The following is a 15,721-nucleotide window of genomic DNA, read 5'->3' as shown; positions in this document are numbered from 1 at the left end:
GCATTGGTTGAATCAATCGAATTTACCGATCGTCAGGCCCTGCCTATCGTGGGCTTGAACCCGATTCCCATTTCGCCAGCCCACAGGTAGATACCCATGAAAAGCGAAGCCAAGTGCCCCTTCAACCATGCCGTGGTCGGTGACGCCACGACCAACCGCGACTGGTGGCCGAACCAGCTGCGCGTGGACCTGCTGAACCAGCACTCCGCGCGCTCCAACCCGCTCGATGCCGGCTTCGATTACGCCAAGGCGTTCCAGGGCCTGGACTACGCCGCCCTGAAGGCCGACCTGAAGGCACTGATGACCGATTCGCAGGACTGGTGGCCGGCCGACTTCGGCCACTACGGTGGCCTGTTCATCCGCATGGCCTGGCACAGCGCCGGCACCTACCGCATCGGCGATGGCCGCGGCGGCGGCGGTCGCGGCCAGCAGCGCTTCGCTCCGCTCAACAGCTGGCCGGACAACGTCAGCCTGGACAAGGCACGGCGCCTGCTGTGGCCGATCAAGCAGAAGTACGGCCAGGCCATTTCCTGGGCCGACCTGCTCATCCTCACCGGCAACGTCGCGCTGGAATCGATGGGCTTCAAGACGCTGGGCTTCGCCGGCGGCCGCCCCGATACCTGGGAACCGGACCAGGACGTGTACTGGGGCCGCGAGACCACCTGGCTGGGTGGCGACGTGCGATACAAGCACGGCTCCGAAGGCGTGCAGGAAGACCACGGCGTACTGGTGTCCGACGATGATGCCGACGGCGATGTGCATTCGCGCAAGCTGGAAAACCCGCTGGCCGCAGTGCAGATGGGCCTGATCTACGTGAACCCGGAAGGCCCGGACGGCAACCCCGACCCGGTGCTGGCCGCGCACGACATCCGCGATACCTTCGGCCGCATGGCCATGGACGATGAAGAAACCGTCGCCCTGATCGCCGGTGGCCACAGCTTCGGCAAGACCCACGGCGCCGGCCCGGCCGACAACGTGGGCAAGGAACCGGAAGCGGCCGATCTGGAAAACCAGGGCCTGGGCTGGGCCAGCAGTTTCCGCAGCGGCAAGGGCGGCGACACCATCACCAGCGGCCTGGAAGTCACCTGGACCCGCACCCCGGCGCAGTGGAGCCACGACTTCTTCGAAATCCTGTTCGGCAACGAATGGGAACTGACCAAGAGCCCGGCCGGTGCCCACCAGTGGGTGGCCAAGAACGCCGACGCGGTAATTCCCGACGCGCACGATCCGTCGAAGAAGCACCGCCCCACCATGCTCACCACCGATCTTTCGCTGCGCATGGACCCGGCCTACGAAAAGGTCTCGCGCCGTTTCCTGGAAAATCCGCAGGCCTTCGCCGATGCCTTCGCCCGCGCCTGGTTCAAGCTGACCCACCGTGACATGGGCCCGCGCGCGCGTTACCTCGGCCCGGAAATTCCGGCCGAACAGTTCATCTGGCAGGACCCGCTGCCGGAAGCGCAGCACCCGCTGATCGACGCCAAGGACATCGCCGCGCTGAAGCAGCAGATCGCCGCCAGCGGCCTGAGCGTGGCCGAGCTGGTGTCCACTGCGTGGGCGTCGGCCTCCACCTTCCGCGGCTCGGACAAGCGCGGTGGTGCCAACGGTGCACGCGTGCGTCTGGCCCCGCAGAAGGACTGGGCGGTGAACCAGCCGCAGCAGCTGGCCAAGGTGCTGGCCGCGCTGGAAAAGGTGCAGGCCGCGTTCAATGCCGGCAGCAGCAAGCAGGTGTCGCTGGCCGACCTGATCGTGCTGGCCGGTGGCGTGGGCGTCGAACAGGCGGCCAAGGCCGGTGGCCATGAGGTCAGCGTGCCGTTCACCCCGGGCCGCACCGATGCCAGCCAGGAACAGACCGATGTGGAATCGTTCGCGGTGCTGGAACCGGCCGCCGATGGCTTCCGCAATTACCTGAAGGGCGCCTACGCGGTGCCGGGCGAAGCGCTGCTGATCGACAAGGCACAGCTGCTGACCCTGACCGCGCCGGAGATGACCGCGCTGGTCGGCGGCCTGCGCGTGCTCGGTGCCAACGCCGATGGCGGCAAGCACGGCGTGTTCACCGCACGCCCGGGCACGCTCAGCAACGACTTCTTCGTGAACCTGCTGGACATGGGCACGCAGTGGAAGGCCACTGGCCGCGAAAGCTACGAAGGCCGTGGCCGCAACGACGGCGCCGCCCGCTGGACCGGCACCCGCGCCGACCTGGTGTTCGGTTCCAACGCCGTGCTGCGCGCGCTGGCCGAGGTGTACGCCAGTGCCGATGGCGAGAAGAAGTTCGTGCAGGATTTCATCGCCGCCTGGACCCGGGTGATGGAACTGGACCGCTACGACCTGCACGGCTGACCCGTTTGGTAGGTGCCCACCTTGGTGGGCACCCCAAATCGCCCACCAAGGTGGGCGACTACCGTGAACGCACCACGATCACGCCGTTACAACGCGTCCAGATCACCCAGCGCGCGGATCAACCGCCGCGCGCGCTTGTCCGGCTTGTGCTCCGGCGGCTGGAAACCATCTCGGGCGGCGATGCGCAACGCACGCTGCTCGGCCCGCCGCGCCTTCGACGCTTCGCTTTCCACATACAGCTGCTGCGCCACCGGCGCCGGGCCGCGCTGGTCGCTGATGCCCAGCACCTGGATCTCGAAATGTTCCTCGCCACGGTCCACCTGCACCTGCTCGCCCACGCGCACCGCGCGTGAGGATTTCGGGCGCTGGCCGGCCACGCTTACCTTGCCGGTTTCAATGGCCTGCTTGGCCAGGCTGCGGGTCTTGAAGAAACGGGCCGCCCACAGCCAGATATCCAGGCGGACACTGGGCGGCAGCGGGGAAAGCGCATGCATCGGCGGAAACTACTCCGTGGGTCGATTCAAGGGACGCGGGTTGTCCGGGTCGACCCGGCAGCCGGTGCCGCCGATCAACGGCTTCACACCAGAGGCCAGGTCCTGGCGTTGGCTGCCCACCAGGCATTCGGGTCGGTCGGTCGGCCGTATCTGGGTATCGCCCAGGCGGTCGTCCATGGAACATGCGGGCAGCACGGCCACGATCAAGGCCAGCGCAATCCCGCACACCCCCTGCTGTTGCTGCTGCATTGCCACACCCCGCAAACCGGCTTGGTGCTAGTGTGCGCCTCCCGGCATTCGATCTCCAGCCCATGGCCAAAGCGCCGCTTGACCTGACTTCCGGCCCGATCGGGCGCAACCTGCTGCTGTTCGCGCTGCCCATCCTGGCCGGCAACATCGCCCAGTCACTGAATGGTTCGGTGAACGCGGTGTGGGTCGGGCGCTTTTTGGGCGAGGCCGCGCTGACGGCCACCGCCAACGCCAACAACATCATGTTCTTCCTGATCGGCTCGGTGTTCGGCTTCGGCATGGCCGCCACCATCCTGATCGGCCAGGCCATCGGCGCGCGCGACATCGGCCAGGCGCGGCGTGTGGTCGGCACCAGTGCCACGTTCTTCATCGGCCTGTCGGTGGTCATCGCCATCGCCGGCTGGTTCCTGGCCCACCCGCTGCTGGAAGCGATGGGCACGCCGGCCGCGTCGCTGCCGCTGGCCGAGGCCTACCTGCGCGTGATCTTCCTGGCCATGCCCACGCTGTACGCGTTCGCCTTCCTCAGCGCCGCGCTGCGGGGTGCCGGCGATTCGCGCACGCCGTTCCGCTTCCTGCTGGTGTCGGTGGTGCTGGATATCGCGCTGAACCCGGTGCTGATCTTCGGCCTGGGCCCGTTCCCGGAACTGGGCATTGCCGGCTCGGCCTGGGCCACGCTGGTGTCGCAGACGCTGTCGCTGGCCGGCCTGCTGCTGTACATGCGGCACAAGCGGCACACGCTGTGGCTGGGACGCGCCGACATGCACCTGTTCAAGCTCGATTTCACCATCCTGCGCGCGCTGGTGGTCAAGGGCGTGCCGATGGGCCTGCAGATGGTGCTGATCTCGCTGTCGGTCATCATGCTGATGACCATGGTGAACCAGTACGGCACCGACACCGCGGCCGCCTACGGCGCATCGCTGCAGCTGTGGAACTACGTGCAGATGCCGGCCATGGCCATCGGTGCGGCGTGTTCGTCGATGGCCGCGCAGAACGTCGGCGCGCAGCGCTGGGACCGCGTGCGCGGCACCGCGCGGCAGGGCGTGCTGTTCAACTTCCTGCTGACCGGTGCGCTGATCCTGCCGCTGGTGGCGCTGGACCAGTATTCGCTGGCGCTGTTCCTGCCGCAGGGCAGCGAATCGCTGCAGATCGCCCGCCATTTGAACCACGTGGTGATCGGCTCGTTCCTGTTCTTCGGTGTCAGCTTCGTGATCTCCGGCGTGGTGCGCTCCACCGGTGCGGTCATTCCGCCGCTGCTGATCCTGGCCGCCTCGCTGTGGGGCGTGCGCGTGCCGTTCGCCGAATTCCTGCAACCGTACTGGGGTGCCGATGCGATCTGGTGGAGTTTCCCGGCCGGTTCGCTGGTGTCCATGCTGCTGTCGCTGGCGTATTACCGCTGGGGTGGCTGGCGCAAGGCGCGGATGATCACCGCGCCCGCGCCGGCCGAAGTTCTGGCCACGCCGTCGGAAGTACCAGCCTGCCCGCCCTCGCCGGTAGCCGACCCGGATGCCGTGACCCGGTAACCCCGCCGGTAGCGCCGGGCCATGCCCGGCGAATGTCTGACCACCGCTGCGCTCGCCGGGCATGGCCCGGCGCTACCGTTCTACTTCGCGGCGTTGTGCTTGGCGGCAGCGCGGATCAAGGCCTTGAACGCCGTGGCGTCAGGCATCGCGCCCTCGTGGATGTCGATCGCGCGCCGTGTATTGCCTTCCAGGCTGGCATTGAACAGACCCTTCGGGTCTGGCAGCGCGGCGCCATGGGCGAAGGTCAGTTTCACTGCCTGCTTGTAGGTTTCGCCCGTGCACAGGATGCCGTTGTGTTCCCACACCGGCGTGCCGCGCCATTTCCAGGTCTCTTCCACGTCGGGCAGCGCCTGGTGGATCAGTGCGCGAACGCGGGCCAGCGTCTGGCCGCGCCAGTCGCCCAGTTCGGCAATGCGCGCATCGATCAGTTCAGAGGCAGGGCGTGTTGCTTCGGCGGCTTCCGCAGCTTTCCTGGGCATGTCTGCACTCGCACGGTACGGTGGGAAAGGGAAACTACATGCGCGCGCCGGGCAGCGCACGTGCCTGCTGCAGCCAGTCCAGCAGTTGTGCGCGGTCCAGCACGCTGTCTTCATACAGGTGCAGATAGCGCGTGGTGGCCTGCTTCGAAGGCTCGGGTGGCTGCGGCTGCAGCAGCGCGCCGTGGAAGAACGCGACCTTGATGTAACGCGTGCAGCAGTGAAAGCTGAGGAACCAGCCCTGCCCTTCGCCCACGCCATACATCGGTGAATTCCAGCGCACGGCCTTGTGCACGCCGGGCACGGCCTGGGTGATGAGGGCATCGAGCTGCTCGCCAAATGCACGCTTCCAGCCGGGCATGGCGGCGATGTAGGCCTGCACCGGTGCATCACCATCGCCCTTGGCGATCTGCGGGTTGCCGCCGGACAACAGCTTCGGCGCAGCGGCGGCGGATGGCTTGGAAGGCATTGCGCAGCGCTCCGTGGTCGCAGGTCAGCGGCTGGGCAGGTCACGCCATAACGGCAGGCCGCGGCGCAGGCGCATCACGCGTATCACGACCGCCATCAGCAGACCGAACAATACGCCGGCGAGGAGCGCGCTGAACACCGCCACTGCCAACGGCAGGCTGGTGTTGCGCCAGACCAGCAGCCACATCAGCACGCCCCAGCCCAGTGCGAACCAGGTACCCATCAGCAGTGCATTGGACGCCACGCTGGCGATGATCGGCGGGGGCGCGTTGACGCCCATGCGCCACAGCAGGCGATGCAGTGGCGGCGCCGAGTGCCGGCGCTGCACGCCCGCGGCGTCAAGATGGCGCAGGGCGGCCTGCACCTTGGGCGGGTAACGCTGTTCAACGGTCGTCATGCCGCGAACATAGCGCCGGCCGGCGCACAAACGCAAACGGCCACCCGAAGGTGGCCGTCGCGGCAACAACCGAAGTTGTTTATCAGGCCTTTTCGGCCAGACGGGCAGCCTTGGCGGCAGCAGCGGCAGCCAGGTCTTCCTTGATGCGGGCAGCCTTGCCTTCCAGGCCACGCAGGTAGTACAGCTTGCCGGCGCGGACCTTACCACGACGCTTCACTTCGACCGAGTCGATGATGGCGCTGTGGGTCTGGAAGACGCGCTCGACGCCGTAGCCGTGCGAGATCTTGCGCACGGTGAACGAGGAGTTCAGGCCGGCGTTCTTGGTGGCGATCACAACGCCTTCATAGGCCTGCACGCGCTCGCGGCTGCCTTCCTTCACCTTCACGTTGACGACAACGGTGTCGCCCTGGCTGAACTTCGGCAGTTCGCGGGTGATCTGGGCGGATTCGAATTCCGCGACGATGGACTTGTTCAGCTTGCTCATGGGTTACACCGATTCTTGTTCGGGTGGGCGTGTCGTTCTGACAACGTAGGCTCATGCAGTCACGGAACTGTGCTGCACGTTTGTTGTGGGTACTGCGCGCGCCGGCCGGGGCTGGCGGGAATTGGCCATGATAGCCGATAAAGCCAGCCCTGCGCTAGGGGCTGGCCTTGTGTTTCTGGGCCTGGCGGCCCTGTTCCAGCAGTTTGCGGTCGGCCTTGCCCAGCGCCTGTTCATCCAGCAGGTCCGGGCGCCGTTGCGCGGTACGGACCAGCGACTGCTGGCGGCGCCAGGCGGCGATGGCCGCGTGGTTTCCCGAACGCAGCACGTCCGGCACGTCGCCCAGCGGGTGCTGGGCCGGCTGGCTGTAATGCGGGCAGTCGAGCAGCCCCAGGTCGCCTTCGAAGCTGTCCTGGGCGGCCGATTCGGCGTCATTCAGGGCGCCGTCCTGCAGGCGGGCCACAGCATCGATGATGACTGCCGCACCCAGTTCGCCGCCGGACAGCACGTAGTCGCCCAGGGAAATCTCTTCATCGACGTTGGCTTCCAGGAAGCGTTCGTCGATGCCTTCATAGCGGCCACAGAGCAGGACCACGCGCGGCAGCGCCGCCAGTTCCCGCACCTTGGCCTGGGTGAGCGGCGCGCCCTGCGGGCTGAGGTAGATCACCCGCGGCGGGGTCGGGTCGGCGTCGCGGATCGCCTGCAGGCAGGCCTGCAGCGGCTCGATCAGCATCACCATGCCAGGGCCACCACCGAACGGACGGTCGTCCACCCGGCGGTAGTTGCCTTCGGCGTAATCACGGGGGTTCCAGCCGTGCAGGCTGAACAGCCCCTTCTCCTGCGCCCGGCCGACCACGCCCAGCCCAGCGGACTGGGCCAGGAAGTCGGGGAACAGGGTGATGACGTCGAAGCGCATGCTCACACTCAGAACTCGGGGTCCCAATCGACCACGACCAGATTGGCCTCGAAGTCGACCGATTTGACGAAGTCCGGCAGCACGAACGGGATCATCCGCTCGCGGTCGCCACGGACCACGACCACATCGTTGGCGCCGGTGCTGAACAGGTGCGAGACCTGGCCCAGGGCAACGCCCTCGACGGTCTTCACATCCAGGCCTTCCAGATCCACCCAGTAATACTCATCGGGTTTCGGCGGCGGCAGCGCGCTGCGGGCCACGTAGATCTCGGTGCCGTGCATGGCCTCGACCGTGTCGCGATCTTCGATGCCGGGGAACCGGGCCACCAGATGCTTGCCGCTGTCGCGGCCACGAGCGCCTTCAAGCGTCGATTCCTGCCCGTTGGGGCTGCGCAGGATCCACGGCTGGTAACGGAAAATAGCGGAACGCGGCTCGGTCCAGGACTCGAGCTTTATTTCGCCGCGCACACCAAAAGCGCCGACAATCCTGCCCAGCAGGATGCGGCGCTCGTTATCTTTCATCTGCGTTCAATCAGATGGGCCGCGCCAGAGCGCGGCCCGTCAGGATCAGGCCGCAGCGGCCTGGGTCTTGGCCGCTTCCTTGATCAGGTTGCGGACCTTTTCGGTCGGCTGGGCGCCGTTCTTGACCCAATGGTCAACGCGGGCCAGGTCCAGCTCGATGCGCTTCTCGCCGCCCTGGGCGACCGGGTTGTAGAAACCAACGCGCTCGATGTTGCGGCCGTCGCGCGCGCTGCGCACGTCGGTCACGATGATGTGGTAGAACGGACGCTTCTTGGCGCCGCCGCGGGTCAGTCGAATCTTGACCATGGTGTTTTTCCTATTGCCCAGTCGCCGGAATGGCGAGGTAAGCGGGCGATTATAGCGGCAGATGGCGGCCGGGCCAACCCCATGGGTGGTCCGCCTTCACGGTAGCGCCGGGCCATGCCCGGCGGGACGGCACCCGACCGCTGCGCTCGCGGGGGGATTCTGGGGTCAGATCCCTTTTGCCGCGCAAAAGGGCTCTGACCCCAGCACGTCCCACGCCACGCCGGCCAGCACCGCCCTGCCCTGTTCAGCCAGCGCCTGCGACCCCGGCAGGACCTGCCCATCGATGGCCTCCAGCGCCCACACCCCGCTGGCATTGCAGGCAAAGGCCGCCTTCACACCGGCCAGATCGGCCAGCCGCAAGGGCTGGATGGCCTGCGCCCCCGGCCAGTACCGCTGCAGCAGCGCCTCGGCGGTCCCGCGCAGCGCCGGCGCCTGCGGCCAGAGCAGCCGTTGGCCATCGTGCACGGCCAGGTTCCAGGTACTGCCCTCGCTGACCTGCCCATCGGCCGCCACCAACAGCGCATCGTCAAACCCCGCCGCGAGCGCCGCACGGCGCTGGGCAAACAGGCCGAACGTGCCCACATGTTTGATCTGCGGCCAATCGCGCTGCCAGACCACGCTGCGCACGCGCTTCGGTGCGGTCAGCGCCACCGGCGCCGACACCGCCACCAGCACGTCCACCGGCACGGCGGCCAGCGGATTGCGGAAATCGAAGCGGCGGGAGAACACCGTCACCCGCATGGAGGCATCGCCCTGCCCCGCCTGCTGCAGCGCCTGCGCCATCCAGGCCTGCAGCTGGCGCAGGTCCAGTTCACTGCCGAACAGCTCGCGCGTGGCCTGCGACAGCCGCGCCAGATGCAGCTCCAGCCCCTGCACGGCATGGCCACGCACCTGCAACGAGGTGAAGTGGCCGTAGTTCACCAGCGCCGGCAGCAGATCGTCGGCCTGCGCGGGCTGGCCATTGCAGGTCACCGTCACCGCAGCAGGGCCTGCGCGTCGCGCCACATGTCGGCCAGCACCCCGGCGGCCGGCCGCGCCGGTGCCATCCACGCCGACTGCCCGGCCCAGGCCTGCATCGCCGCCAGATCATTGCGCTGCGCCGCCTGCTTGCGCATCGGCGCGGTCAGCCCGCGCTGCACCGGGTACGGGCGCGGTGGTGGCACAGCATCGGCCGCCGCCGCACGCACATACGGGGTGGCCAGACCGCGGCCCAGACGCCCACTGAAGGCGCGGGTCGGCCAGGTGTCTTCGGGTTCGGTCACCGCCAGTGCGTCGGCCCAGGCCGGGGCGATCGCCGCTTCGGGCGTGCGCAGGAACGCAGTACCGATCTGCACCGCGCTGGCGCCCAGCGTGAGCGCCGCGGCGATGCCACGCCCATCGGCGATGCCGCCAGCGGCGATCACCGGAATCTGCAGATGGTCGGCCAGGCGCGGCAGCAGGGCGAACAGCCCCACCAGTTGCCGTTCGGCCAGTGCCGGATCGAAGGCGCCGCGATGGCCACCGGCCTCCACGCCCTGCGCCACCACCGCATCGGCACCGGCGTCCTGCGCAGCGCGTGCCTCGGCCAGCGTGGTCGCGCAGGCAATCCACGCAATGCCGGCATCCTTCAGTTGCTGCACATGGCGCGGCGACAGCACGCCCATGATGGTCGAGGCCACCGCAGGGCGCGCGGCCAGCAGCGCGGCGAACTGTTCCTCGAAATCGGCCGGAGTGGCATCGGCGGCGCTGGCCGGCACCTCGGGGCCCCATTGGGCCAGGAAGGCGCGGCTGGCGGCTTCGGCGGCCACGTCGCGGGCCGGCGCCGGGTCCGGCAGCCACAGATTCACCTGCGCGGGGCCGCTAGAGGCAGCGCGGAAGTCTTCCATCCACACGCCGATATCGGCCGCCGAAGACAGCACCGCGCCCATCGCGCCCATGCTGCCGGCATTGGCCAGCGCAGCCGACAGCGGCACCGGGCAGGCGCCGGCCATCGGCGCCAGCAGGATCGGAAGTGAAACCTGGAAGCGCCGGCAGAACGCCTCGACGCGGGAAGTGACAGCAGACATCAGCAGGGCGGCCCATCGTTGCAGACAGGCCCCCATGGTGCGCGCAGCAAGGGGGTAGAGTCGAGCTTGCTCGACTGAACCACACGCTACGTAGAGTCGAGCTTGCTCGACTGAACCGCACGCTACGTAGAGTCGAGCTTGCTCGACTGCTGCTGGCCCCTCAGTCGAGCAAGCTCGACTCTACCAACGCACGGTGCCAGCCATGCATCGACCCATGCGTGGCCTCAGCAGCACATCAACGGAACGGCATGCCGCGGCCGCCCATGGCGCCCATCATGCCCTTCATGCTGCGCATCATGCCCTTCATGCCGCCGCCGGCCATCTTGCTCATCATCTTTTCCATCTGCATGTACTGCTTCATGAGCTTGTTGACGTCGGCCGGGGTCACACCCGAACCCTTGGCGATGCGCGCGCGGCGCGAGCCGTTCAGCAGGTTCGGGTTGCGCCGTTCCTTCTTGGTCATCGAATTGATGATGGCGATCATGCGCGGCACTTCCTTGCCCTGGCTGACCTGCTGCTTCAGGTGGTCGGGAATGTTGCCCAGGCCCGGCAGCTTGTCCATCAGGCCGCCGATGCCGCCCATGTTCTGCATCTGCTCCAGCTGGTCGCGCATGTCGTTCAGGTCGAACTTCTTGCCCTTGGCGACCTTCTCGGCCAGCTTGGCGGCCTTGTCCTTGTCCACCTGCTGCTCGACCTGCTCCACCAGCGACAGCACGTCGCCCATGTCCAGGATGCGGCTGGCGATACGGTCGGGATGGAACACATCCAGACCTTCGGGCTTTTCGCTGACACCGACGAACTTGATCGGCTTGCCGGTGATGTAGCGCACGCTCAGCGCCGCGCCGCCGCGGGCGTCACCGTCGGTCTTGGTCAGCACCACGCCGGTCAGCGGCAGCGCATCACCGAAGGCCTTGGCGGTGTTGGCCGCGTCCTGGCCGGTCATGGCATCGACCACGAACAGGGTTTCAGCCGGGTTCACCGCCGCGTGCAGGGCCTTGATCTCGGCCATCATCGCTTCGTCGATGGCCAGGCGGCCGGCGGTATCGACCAGCAGCACATCCACGAACGACTTGCGCGCATCGTCGATGGCCGCGCGCACGATGGCTTCCGGCTTCTGGTCGGCGCTGGACGGGAAGAACAGCACGCCCACCTGCTCGGCCAGGGTCTTCAGCTGCTCGATCGCGGCCGGACGGTAGACGTCGGCCGACACCACCATCACCTTCTTCTTGCGCTTTTCCTTCAGGTGCTTGGCCAGCTTGCCCACGGTGGTGGTCTTGCCGGCGCCCTGCAGGCCCGCCATCAGGATGATGGCCGGGGCGGGAACATTGAGGTTCAGGTCGCTGGCTTCGGCGCCCATCACCGCGGTCAGCTCGTCGCGCACCACCTTGATCAGGGCCTGGCCCGGGGTCAGCGACTTCAGCACTTCCTGGCCGACCGCGCGTACCTTGATGCGTTCGATCAGGGCCTGCACCACCGGCAGCGCCACGTCGGCTTCCAGCAGCGCGATGCGCACCTCGCGGGTCGCCTCGCGGATGTTCTCCTCGGTCAGGCGGCCACGGCCACGCAGGCGCTCGATGGTGCCGGAAAGGCGCTGGGTCAAGGACTCGAACATGCGGCGCAACCTGTCTGAAAGCGGGGGACAATAAGGCAGACAGTATAGCGGGTCCGCCCCCGTTCCCGAGCTGCGACGCTGCGGCCGTCGCCAGCTTCCCGGGGGTATGCGAAACTGCCACGATGACAATCGTTCTCATCGCGATCCTGCTGTACCTGGCCGCCAGCGTCCTGCTGGTGCGCGCGCTCGGCCGCGACGAGGCAATGGGCTCGCCCACCTGGCTGTGGCCGGCGCTGCCGGCCATGCTGCTGCACGGCGGTTACCACGTGCTGGTGGCGCTGCGCACCAGCGGCGGGCCGGACATGCATTTCTTCGCGGCGCTGTCGCTGGTCGGCCTGGGCATGGCCTGGCTGACGTCGCTGGTGGGCGCACGCGGGCGCATGTCGGCGCTGGGCGTGGTGGTGTTCCCGCTGGCCGCGCTGCTGCTGGCGGTTTACCACGGCTACGGCCACGCCCCCAGCAAGGTGCTGGGTTGGCGCCTGGCCAGCCACGCATGGCTGGCCCTGCTGGCCTACGCCACGCTGAGCATCGCCGCGCTGCTGGCCATCATGCTGTGGCTGCAGGAACGCGCCCTGCGCCGCCGCGAGTTCCGCCCGTGGCTGCGCGCCCTGCCGCCGCTGGCCGATCTGGAATCGCTGCTGTTCCGGGTCATCACCGTGGGTTTCGCGCTGCTGACCCTGACCCTGGTGACCGGCGTGCTGTTCGTGGACGACCTGCTGGCGCAGAAGCTGGTGCACAAGACCGTGCTCAGCGTGCTGTCGTGGATCGTGTTCGGCGTGCTGCTGGTCGGCCGCCGCCGCTACGGCTGGCGCGGGGTGAAGGCCGTGCACTGGACGCTGAGCGCGATGCTGTTGCTGCTGCTGGCGTTCTTCGGCAGCCAGTTCGCCATTGAACTGGTGTTCGGGCATACCCGATAAAGGCGTGCCGACCAACGGTCGGCACCCACCGAGGATCCGAACCTGCCGACCAACGGTCGGCACCCACCGGAGATCCGAACCTGCAGTAGATCCACGCCATGCGTGGATGGCGCGTCAACCGTCAGGGCACAGGCTGGGCAAGGATGCGACGCACCGAGCGCCCGCTCTGCGTGATCACATCATCCACCTGCCAGCAGCCCTGGCCCTTGCGGACCATCGGCAGGCGGGTCACATACGGCTTTTTCCACACCGAATAGCGCAACTCGACCTGGCCGACCGTGGCTGACGTTTCGTTCCAGCCGTAGCGTACCGGGCCCTCGATGTCGCCATCCTGCGCATCCAGCCACGGGTCCGAATCGATCGTGCAGATGCCTTCTTCGCGTGCCTGGCAGGCACGTTCTTCGCGCAGCGCCTTGCCGAAGGCCGGGCTGACCAGCGCGCGCGGCGCATCCAGCACGTACCCCGCATCGCCGGAGGTGGCCTCGAAGAATGCCCGCGCCACGCCCACGGCATCCTCGCAGGCCGGGGCGGCCCGGGCGGCGGGGGCCAACAGCAGGCCGGCGATCATGAACATCCCTGTCTTTCGCATGTGTTTCATTCCTTGTAACGCCGGGCATGGCCCGGCGCTACCGAGGGAGGGCCGGGCCGGGTACGCGGCGCGGCGGGCTTACAACCCGTACCGCTCGATCACATCCAGGTGCGGCTGGCGTTCCTGGTCGCAGGCTTCGGCCAGGCGCAGCCAGCACTGCGGGTGCTGCCACTGCGCGGTGTGCTGCTGCAGGAACCGATGCAGCGCCAGCGGCGCGTGGTCCTGCGGCTGGGCCACGGTGAACAGCAGCCCCGGCAGCGTGCCCTCTTCCGCGTCCGGGTCGGTCACGGTGTAGTCGGCACGGCTGTGCCCCCAGATCTGCCAGCCCTGCGCCTGCGCCGCTTCCACCAGCGCATCCCACGCGGCTTCGCCGGGGTGCGCGCCATCAATCAGCCAGCTGCGCGCGAAGCCGCCGCGCTCCAGCACGTGCACCTGCGCATAGGTGGGAATGAAGTGCTGGCGCGCCTCTTCCTCTTCCGGCGCCGGGTGCACCAGCGCGGCATCGAACACCACCCAGTCGCCCACCTGCTGGGCACGGTTGGCCGGTGCGTTTTCCACGATACGCGCGGTTACCGGGCCGGTGCGGCGCGCGTAGTACTCCATCGGCTCACCCTGCTCTTCGCTGCGGATGATCACCCAGCCCCACGGCTCTTCCACCACGCCGTCCTGGCTGGACAGTTCCATGCCGATGGCCGCGGCCGAACGGCGCACGGCGTCCCAGTCGCGCGCGGCGCTGGCGGCGCTCATGTGGTCCCAATGCGCGGCGTTGGGGTCCTCCTGCAGCTCCACCAGCTGCGCGTAGCAGGCCTGCGCCTCGCTGAAGCGGCCGGTTTCCATGTACATGCGGGCCAACGTGCCACGCGCACCGTGCGAACCCGGCGACAGTGCCAGCAGCTGCGTGGCCGCCTGTTCCAGCGCCGGCCAGTCGGACACCCGGCGCGCCCGCTGCACGTCGCACCAGTGCGCGAACACCGGCACGCTGCTGCGGTATACATCGGCCAGCTGGCGCAGGCCCTCGTCATCGCCCTGCTCGGCCAGCCAGCGCATCAGCGTGTAGGCGGCCGGGCCGTCTTCCTGCACATGCGCGCGCACGAACTGCCACAGCAGCGCGCGCGCTTCGTCCTGCGCACCGCAGGCGTACAGCGCCGAGGCGGCCACTTCGGCCAGCCCTTCATCGTCGGGGCACTGCGCGTGGCCCTGCAGCAACCACTGCGCCTCGCGCTCGGGGTCGCGCGACTGGTTCTGCTGGCCCTGCGCTTCCAGCCACGGCAGCAGTTCGGCGGCGGCCACCGGCAGCGGCGCGGCCTCGGGCAGTGCATCGATGCGCGCGGCCAGCGCGGCCACCTGTTCGGCGGCACCGCGGTCCTGGCGCAGCTGTGCCAGGTGCGTGCGGGCCAGCCGCAGCTGCCGCTGCGCAACCCAGCGCGCGCCACGCTGCAGCGCCAGCTCCAGGCTCAGGGCGGCCATTTCAATCACCAGCCGGTGCGCGCCCACGCGCGCGAAGTGTTCGATGATGGTGTTGAAGCGCGTGCCCAGATCCCAGGTGTTGCGCGCCGGATCACGCTGGCACAGGATCGCCACCGTGTTGGCCCACATGCGCCAGGTATTGGGGGTCAGCTCGCTCCACGGCACCAGCTGCTGCAACGCTTCTTCGTCGCGGCCCAGCTGCGCCAGCGCCCAGGCACGCGACAGGCGGCGCGGCACGGTGCAGTTGGCCGGTTCGTACTCGCCAGCGGCGGCCACTTCGGCCTCGCGCTGCTCGATCAGCACCAGCGCTTCGTCGGCACGGCCGGTGGCCAGCAGCACCTTGATCTGCATTTCCGGGAAGCTGTCGAACACTTCCTTGCCGCGCGCCTTGATCGCATCGGCCTGCGCCTGCAGGTAATCCAGCGCGTCCTGGCCGCGGCCATCGTCCAGCAGCGCATCGGCTTTTTCGCAGCTCAGGCACTGGAAGCACGCCCAGCTGGGATCGATGCGGGCCAGCGTTTCATCGCACACTTCAATGCGCTCGGGCACCCAGCCCGGGCCGTCGATGTTGCCGTAGCAGGCGGCCAGATCCTGGGTCACGCAGATCGACTGCGGGCAGTCCAGGGTGTCGGCACGGTGGGCGCGCTCGAACAGCGCCACCGCTTCGCCCAGCGCGCTCTCGCCTTCCACGCGGTTGCCCACGCGGTTGCGCAGCGCCCAGTGGCCCACGTAGACATCCACCCAGGGGTTGTCCAGCGCCTTGCCCAGCGCACGCGCCTCGGGCAGCAGCGCATCCACGCGGTCCACCTGCAGTTCGCTCACCTCGTCGGCCAGGCGGGTCAGCAGGTGCGCGTTCTGCGCCTGCCCGGCCTGGCGCAGGTCTTCCTGCAGTTTTTCAACCCAGTTCCAGATTTCCATGATGTGCA

General features: G+C 68.2%; 17 protein-coding genes. 3 read left to right on the top strand and 14 right to left on the bottom strand.

Going from position 1 to position 15,721, the window contains the following annotated elements:
- Window positions 1-96 precede the first annotated feature (96 nt).
- A complete protein-coding gene (gene katG / locus C1930_RS06385; protein ID WP_108755717.1) occupies window positions 97-2,337 on the top strand; it encodes a catalase/peroxidase HPI in 2,241 nt (746 codons plus the stop codon).
- A gap of 86 nt (window positions 2,338-2,423) precedes the next feature.
- On the opposite strand, the gene C1930_RS06380 is transcribed toward katG, so the two are convergent.
- Window positions 2,424-2,831 carry an RNA-binding S4 domain-containing protein gene (locus C1930_RS06380; RefSeq protein ID WP_108752517.1) on the bottom strand — a complete coding sequence of 136 codons (408 nt, stop codon included), beginning with the start codon at window positions 2,829-2,831 and terminating at the stop codon, window positions 2,424-2,426.
- 9 nt (window positions 2,832-2,840) lie between these two features.
- Window positions 2,841-3,080 (bottom strand): hypothetical protein, encoded by a 240-nt coding sequence (locus C1930_RS06375; RefSeq protein WP_108771336.1) that lies wholly within the window; start codon window positions 3,078-3,080, stop codon window positions 2,841-2,843.
- A gap of 62 nt (window positions 3,081-3,142) precedes the next feature.
- On the opposite strand from C1930_RS06375, the gene C1930_RS06370 reads away from it, so the two are divergent.
- Window positions 3,143-4,600: an MATE family efflux transporter gene (locus C1930_RS06370; RefSeq protein ID WP_108755715.1), complete on the top strand. Its 1,458-nt coding sequence runs from the start codon at window positions 3,143-3,145 to the stop codon at window positions 4,598-4,600.
- A gap of 80 nt (window positions 4,601-4,680) precedes the next feature.
- On the opposite strand, the gene C1930_RS06365 is transcribed toward C1930_RS06370, so the two are convergent.
- The 10 genes from C1930_RS06365 to ffh form a co-directional block, all read right to left on the bottom strand.
- Window positions 4,681-5,079: a DUF1801 domain-containing protein gene (locus C1930_RS06365; protein WP_108755714.1), complete on the bottom strand. Its 399-nt coding sequence runs from the start codon at window positions 5,077-5,079 to the stop codon at window positions 4,681-4,683.
- 34 nt (window positions 5,080-5,113) lie between these two features.
- Window positions 5,114-5,545 (bottom strand): DUF1801 domain-containing protein, encoded by a 432-nt coding sequence (locus tag C1930_RS06360; protein ID WP_108755713.1) that lies wholly within the window; start codon window positions 5,543-5,545, stop codon window positions 5,114-5,116.
- Between the two features lie 24 nt (window positions 5,546-5,569).
- Entirely contained in the window at window positions 5,570-5,941 is a 372-nt protein-coding gene (locus tag C1930_RS06355; RefSeq protein ID WP_108771335.1) for a DUF6404 family protein, read from the bottom strand.
- Between the two features lie 82 nt (window positions 5,942-6,023).
- Window positions 6,024-6,425 carry a 50S ribosomal protein L19 gene (gene rplS, locus C1930_RS06350; protein ID WP_005408597.1) on the bottom strand — a complete coding sequence of 134 codons (402 nt, stop codon included), beginning with the start codon at window positions 6,423-6,425 and terminating at the stop codon, window positions 6,024-6,026.
- Between the two features lie 154 nt (window positions 6,426-6,579).
- Window positions 6,580-7,338 (bottom strand): tRNA (guanosine(37)-N1)-methyltransferase TrmD, encoded by a 759-nt coding sequence (gene trmD / locus C1930_RS06345; protein ID WP_108771334.1) that lies wholly within the window; start codon window positions 7,336-7,338, stop codon window positions 6,580-6,582.
- Window positions 7,339-7,346: 8 nt separating this feature from the next.
- Entirely contained in the window at window positions 7,347-7,859 is a 513-nt protein-coding gene (gene rimM, locus C1930_RS06340) for a ribosome maturation factor RimM (RefSeq protein ID WP_108748976.1), read from the bottom strand.
- Between the two features lie 45 nt (window positions 7,860-7,904).
- Window positions 7,905-8,165: a 30S ribosomal protein S16 gene (rpsP, locus tag C1930_RS06335; RefSeq protein ID WP_108748975.1), complete on the bottom strand. Its 261-nt coding sequence runs from the start codon at window positions 8,163-8,165 to the stop codon at window positions 7,905-7,907.
- A 165-nt stretch (window positions 8,166-8,330) separates the two neighbouring features.
- Window positions 8,331-9,143, bottom strand: a complete 813-nt coding sequence (locus C1930_RS06330) for an aminotransferase class IV family protein (RefSeq protein ID WP_108757668.1) — start codon at window positions 9,141-9,143, stop codon at window positions 8,331-8,333.
- Entirely contained in the window at window positions 9,140-10,210 is a 1,071-nt protein-coding gene (locus C1930_RS06325) for a nitronate monooxygenase (RefSeq protein ID WP_108771333.1), read from the bottom strand. Before C1930_RS06325 ends, C1930_RS06330 begins: the two co-directional genes overlap by 4 nt.
- Before the next feature lie 235 nt (window positions 10,211-10,445).
- Window positions 10,446-11,822, bottom strand: coding sequence for a signal recognition particle protein (gene ffh, locus C1930_RS06320; protein ID WP_108752509.1), 1,377 nt, complete (start codon window positions 11,820-11,822; stop codon window positions 10,446-10,448).
- Between the two features lie 122 nt (window positions 11,823-11,944).
- Between ffh and ccsA the strand changes: the two genes are divergently transcribed.
- Window positions 11,945-12,739, top strand: a complete 795-nt coding sequence (gene ccsA, locus C1930_RS06315; protein ID WP_108748971.1) for a cytochrome c biogenesis protein CcsA — start codon at window positions 11,945-11,947, stop codon at window positions 12,737-12,739.
- A 121-nt stretch (window positions 12,740-12,860) separates the two neighbouring features.
- Here ccsA and C1930_RS06310 read toward each other — a convergent pair whose 3' ends face one another.
- Together C1930_RS06310 and C1930_RS06305 are read right to left on the bottom strand one after the other, a co-directional pair.
- Window positions 12,861-13,328 (bottom strand): hypothetical protein, encoded by a 468-nt coding sequence (locus C1930_RS06310; protein ID WP_108771332.1) that lies wholly within the window; start codon window positions 13,326-13,328, stop codon window positions 12,861-12,863.
- A 78-nt stretch (window positions 13,329-13,406) separates the two neighbouring features.
- Window positions 13,407-15,713, bottom strand: coding sequence for a tetratricopeptide repeat protein (locus tag C1930_RS06305; protein WP_108771331.1), 2,307 nt, complete (start codon window positions 15,711-15,713; stop codon window positions 13,407-13,409).
- Between the last annotated feature and the right edge of the window lie 8 nt (window positions 15,714-15,721).

Origin of the sequence: Stenotrophomonas sp. SAU14A_NAIMI4_8 (assembly GCF_003086695.1) — a bacterium.
Taxonomy (GTDB): domain Bacteria; phylum Pseudomonadota; class Gammaproteobacteria; order Xanthomonadales; family Xanthomonadaceae; genus Stenotrophomonas.
Note: the sequence above shows the minus strand (reverse complement) of the source record. Positions and strands in the feature narration are given on the sequence as shown.

Excerpts from the sequence above, each read along its gene's own strand:
- katG (WP_108755717.1), top strand. The coding sequence starts at position 97 with ATGAAAAGCGAAGCCAAGTGCCCCTTCAACCATGCCGTGGTCGGTGAC.
- C1930_RS06380 (WP_108752517.1), bottom strand. The coding sequence starts at position 2,831 with ATGCATGCGCTTTCCCCGCTGCCGCCCAGTGTCCGCCTGGATATCTGG.
- C1930_RS06375 (WP_108771336.1), bottom strand. The coding sequence starts at position 3,080 with ATGCAGCAGCAACAGCAGGGGGTGTGCGGGATTGCGCTGGCCTTGATC.
- C1930_RS06370 (WP_108755715.1), top strand. The coding sequence starts at position 3,143 with ATGGCCAAAGCGCCGCTTGACCTGACTTCCGGCCCGATCGGGCGCAAC.
- C1930_RS06365 (WP_108755714.1), bottom strand. The coding sequence starts at position 5,079 with ATGCCCAGGAAAGCTGCGGAAGCCGCCGAAGCAACACGCCCTGCCTCT.
- C1930_RS06360 (WP_108755713.1), bottom strand. The coding sequence starts at position 5,545 with ATGCCTTCCAAGCCATCCGCCGCCGCTGCGCCGAAGCTGTTGTCCGGC.
- C1930_RS06355 (WP_108771335.1), bottom strand. The coding sequence starts at position 5,941 with ATGACGACCGTTGAACAGCGTTACCCGCCCAAGGTGCAGGCCGCCCTG.
- rplS (WP_005408597.1), bottom strand. The coding sequence starts at position 6,425 with ATGAGCAAGCTGAACAAGTCCATCGTCGCGGAATTCGAATCCGCCCAG.
- trmD (WP_108771334.1), bottom strand. The coding sequence starts at position 7,338 with ATGCGCTTCGACGTCATCACCCTGTTCCCCGACTTCCTGGCCCAGTCC.
- rimM (WP_108748976.1), bottom strand. The coding sequence starts at position 7,859 with ATGAAAGATAACGAGCGCCGCATCCTGCTGGGCAGGATTGTCGGCGCT.
- rpsP (WP_108748975.1), bottom strand. The coding sequence starts at position 8,165 with ATGGTCAAGATTCGACTGACCCGCGGCGGCGCCAAGAAGCGTCCGTTC.
- C1930_RS06325 (WP_108771333.1), bottom strand. The coding sequence starts at position 10,210 with ATGTCTGCTGTCACTTCCCGCGTCGAGGCGTTCTGCCGGCGCTTCCAG.
- ffh (WP_108752509.1), bottom strand. The coding sequence starts at position 11,822 with ATGTTCGAGTCCTTGACCCAGCGCCTTTCCGGCACCATCGAGCGCCTG.
- ccsA (WP_108748971.1), top strand. The coding sequence starts at position 11,945 with ATGACAATCGTTCTCATCGCGATCCTGCTGTACCTGGCCGCCAGCGTC.
- C1930_RS06310 (WP_108771332.1), bottom strand. The coding sequence starts at position 13,328 with ATGCGAAAGACAGGGATGTTCATGATCGCCGGCCTGCTGTTGGCCCCC.
- C1930_RS06305 (WP_108771331.1), bottom strand. The coding sequence starts at position 15,713 with ATGGAAATCTGGAACTGGGTTGAAAAACTGCAGGAAGACCTGCGCCAG.